This window comes from Pseudomonas edaphica, from assembly GCF_005863185.1.
GTDB lineage: Bacteria > Pseudomonadota > Gammaproteobacteria > Pseudomonadales > Pseudomonadaceae > Aquipseudomonas > Aquipseudomonas edaphica.
Map to the genome: position 1 here is coordinate 1 of NZ_VBVZ01000637.1, position 3482 is coordinate 3482.

The window sequence follows — 3482 nt, forward strand, 5'->3', positions numbered from 1 at the left end:
TCAAGCAGGAAGTCGAAATGGGCTTCCCCGTGGCGCGCAACAGCCTCAAAGTGCTGAGCGATGTGGAAGGCCGTTATCTGGTCAAGGACGCGTCGTTGGGTACCATTGCAAAAGAAAGCAAGTGAGTAAAAAAGCGATTGAGGCGGCCGGGCGTTGAGCTTGGCCGTTGTTGCTGTTTACATAAGCCGGAGTGACACCGTATGGACGCAATTACCCCCGCTAAACGGCCGACCATTTTGGCTAGCATCGGCCGTCGCCTGCTGGCCCGAATCATCGACTCTGGCATCGCGGTGCTGATCTTTTTCATCGTCAAGTTCGGCGCCGAGGTGCTGTCGGCGTCCGTCCCCGCCGTGACGGCCAAGGGCGGGTTCCTTGCGGCGTTTTTCGCAGGTTTTGCCTACCTCTTGCTCGCAGACGCGCTGCCCAATGGCCAGAGCCTGGGCAAGCGCTTGCTGAGCATCGCGGTCGTCGACCGTAAAACCCGCAAGGGCTGCTCCATTTCTCAGTCGCTCACCCGCAATGCCGGGGTGCTGGTGATCATCGACTGGGTGTGGATTTTCCTTGAGTCCAGAACCCGCCTCGGCGATATGTTCGCCAAAACCATCGTGATTCAAACCGGCAACTTGACTAAGGTACGCGGTCTTGCCGACATCTATGACGACGGGAAGCCCGGCACTGCTTGAGGGTGGTAGCTCTGGTTTCAACGTGTAGGTTAAAAGGCTCTGGGGCGAAAAGGGGACAGATTTTTTTAAGTAACAAAGAACTCGGAAAATCAAATAAATCCGTCCGCTTTTTCTCCCCTGGGCGGAAAATGTGGGTAATTTATTTGATTTTACGTGGTCGATATCACAAGTAAATTTGGCACCTTTTTTCTTATGTCCTTGGGTGAGTGTAAAAATGAAACGTACTGAACTTTCCGAGCTGGAGCTACCGACAATGAGGGAGGAGCTTCTGTCTTATATGGGTGGGTTGTCAGACGCTAATTATCAGTATCGGGCCTGGGTTGAACACTCCTTGCCAGAGTCTGGGTATGACAAACTCGATTACACTGTGCATTTCTTATATGATGATACCGGGCTCGCTAAGGATCCCTATGCTTGGATAGGTGTGGTTCTGAGAAATACGGAAGAAGCCAGTTCTATGGCAGCCCTTGTGAGTGCCATTGATGTGGTTTTTGATAAGTATGGCGTTGATCTTTCTGATAAGGATTACTTGGAGAAGAAAGAGTGGCAGTTAGTGGTGGATAAGGCTAAGTCCGCGCTTGAGGTTCTTCTCTGTGATGGCAAAGGTTAGCCCGCCTTCCCACTTAAAAATGAAATTTATTGCCATTTTTGTCCTGGTAGGTATTTAGGGAAAAGGGGATGGGTTGGTTTAAGTAACAAAGGGCTCGGAAAGTTAAATAAATCTGTCCCATTTTTCTGAGCTCTCTTCCCAGGCATCCGCCCCAGGCGAAATGGGGACAGATTTATTTAAGCAACAAAGGACTTCGGAAAATTAATGAAAGAAGCGGGTTGCTTTTGCACTCTCTTGTCAGGTTGCCAACCTGATCGCCATATGGGCGACGGGCCGGACTACAAGCCCCGCGCCCAAACCCCCGCAAGGCATCAAAGTGCTGGCCCACGCACAACGCTTCACGTCTTCATCCCCGCGGCCGATACCCTGGCGATGATTAAACGCATCAAAGAACCTGCGCTTGCCAATCGCCGGCGCTCTCAACCCGCTCTACCGTCACACCACAAGGAAGAAGTACATGATCAAGCTGTTCTGCAAAGCTGCTGTTGTATTGTCCCTGGCCACGCTGTTTGGTTGCTCCTCGACGCCGTCGGTGGAGAAGATGCAGGCTGACGTGGCGAACTACTCGTTGCCCAAGGCCGCCGTCGCCGATAAAGGCCTGGTGTATGTCGTGCGCCCAAGCAACGTGGGGATGATGGTGCGGTTCAACGTGTTCCTGGATGACAAGGAAGCCGACTCGGAGATGGGTTACAACCGTGGTAACCAGTACATTTATTTCTTCGTGTCGCCGGGCCAGCACGTGATCAGTTCCAAAGCTGAAAACTGGGCTGACATGCCGATCAACGTCAAGGCCGGTGAGGTGGTTTACCTCAAGCAGGAAGTCGAAATGGGCTTCGCCGTGGCGCGCAACAGCCTCAAAGTGCTGAGCGATGTGGAAGGCCGTTATCTGGTCAAGGACGCGTCGTTGGGTACCATTGCAAAAGAAAGCAAGTGAGTTAAAAAGCGCTTGAGGCGGCCGGGCGCTGAGCTTGGCCGTTGTTGCTGTTTACATAAGCGGGGGATCCCTCAGGGTCAGACCACTATTGTTCTTGCTGAGTATTAAGCGTGGATTGGCCCCTATTTTTCCAGAGTTGAAGAGTTAGGAATATGTACTCACAAGCCGACCTCGCTATGGATTTAGAAAAAGCACTGGTTAACGGTTTTGATGTCTTTAGGATTTCTAAACTGGCATTTGAAATTTATCAAAACCATGGCTTAGAAATCACTGCTCGCATGGATCGAGCACTTCTCACATTGATGGCAATGGAGGACGGTGAGGAGTTTGAGTTGACTGAGTCCGAGCTTTTGGGTCTGATTTCAGCGATTAAAGCAGTGTAGATGGAGCAAAAGAGATCGAGTGGGATCAGACCACTATTCTTCTGACGGAGCACTAAACGTGGTCTGACCCCTATTTTTTTTCTAAACGTGGTCTGACCCCTATTTTTTTTTAAAAAACCTTCCTGAATCGGCAAATTGGCTCATGAGGGAAAGTGCTCAGTTCGGCTTGCTGCCTACGGGGGTGTATCAGTCATTAACCCCGCACTGACACACCGCCTTCGCAGGCAAGCCAGCTCCCACAGTTGGTTTGTGGTGTGTCAGCAGGTTTTGGGTTGCAGGCACTCCAGTGCACGGTCGGCTAGGGTTTGGGCCATGTCGATCAGGTGTTCGGTGGCACCGGCCATGTGGCGTTGATCGCCTGTCAGGCCTTGGGTGGTGTCGGCAGCGGTGGCGGCTGCGCAGCGCAGCAGGTCGCAGAGTTGGGCGAGGGCGTCTTCGAAGCTGAGGTCGTGATGCACTGTAAAGGGCTGCGGTGAGGTGGGTTGCAGGTAGTGGCTCAGGGCGCGTTCAAATATTTCGCGGCTGGGGGTGAAGCGCGTTGTATTGCTCATGCATAAGCTCCTGATAAGGGGCCTACTTGTTTCAGGTTTCCACACCTGTTCGCTGATAGGCAGCGACAGAGCACAGGCTAGCCAGTGGCATGCGCAGGCGCAAGGCCGAAGGGCTGCTTAGGAAGCTTCCTGCAAGGTTAAGGGATATGGATTGCTGGCCTTTAACACTGCATGTCGATCAGGCAACACCGATCAAAGCTGAGAGGCGGGGTGTTGTGGCGAGCGGGCTTGCCCCGCGTTGGGCTGCGCAGCAGCCCCAGGGGAGTCAACGCGGGTTTCCAGATGTATCGCGGCGTGAGGTGTCAGGGCCGCTTCGCGCCC

The 3482-nt window shown here is 53.1% G+C and carries 5 protein-coding genes and 1 pseudogene; 5 read left to right on the forward strand and 1 reads right to left on the reverse strand.

Annotation, left to right across the window (positions count from 1 at the left end; translation table 11 throughout):
- The 5 genes and pseudogenes from FEM54_RS35245 to FEM54_RS28040 all read left to right on the forward strand — a co-directional run.
- Positions 1-125: pseudogene (locus FEM54_RS35245) on the forward strand (DUF2846 domain-containing protein); the annotation flags it as partial.
- Positions 126-200: 75 nt separating this feature from the next.
- The gene (locus FEM54_RS28025) at positions 201-683 is read left to right on the forward strand and encodes an RDD family protein (RefSeq protein WP_138453803.1); all 483 of its coding nucleotides are present in this window, start codon (positions 201-203) and stop codon (positions 681-683) included.
- A 214-nt stretch (positions 684-897) separates the two neighbouring features.
- The gene (locus FEM54_RS28030; RefSeq protein ID WP_100219310.1) at positions 898-1293 is read left to right on the forward strand and encodes an SCO4402 family protein; all 396 of its coding nucleotides are present in this window, start codon (positions 898-900) and stop codon (positions 1291-1293) included.
- Positions 1294-1834: 541 nt separating this feature from the next.
- A complete protein-coding gene (locus FEM54_RS28035; protein ID WP_026013838.1) occupies positions 1835-2227 on the forward strand; it encodes a DUF2846 domain-containing protein in 393 nt (130 codons plus the stop codon).
- A 152-nt stretch (positions 2228-2379) separates the two neighbouring features.
- On the forward strand, positions 2380-2610 hold the full coding sequence (locus FEM54_RS28040; protein ID WP_138453804.1) for a hypothetical protein: 231 nt from the start codon (positions 2380-2382) through the stop codon (positions 2608-2610).
- Positions 2611-2867: 257 nt separating this feature from the next.
- Here FEM54_RS28040 and FEM54_RS28045 read toward each other — a convergent pair whose 3' ends face one another.
- Complete coding sequence (locus FEM54_RS28045; RefSeq protein WP_240792816.1) at positions 2868-3161, reverse strand: DUF6124 family protein; 294 nt, start codon at positions 3159-3161, stop codon at positions 2868-2870.
- Positions 3162-3482 lie beyond the last annotated feature (321 nt).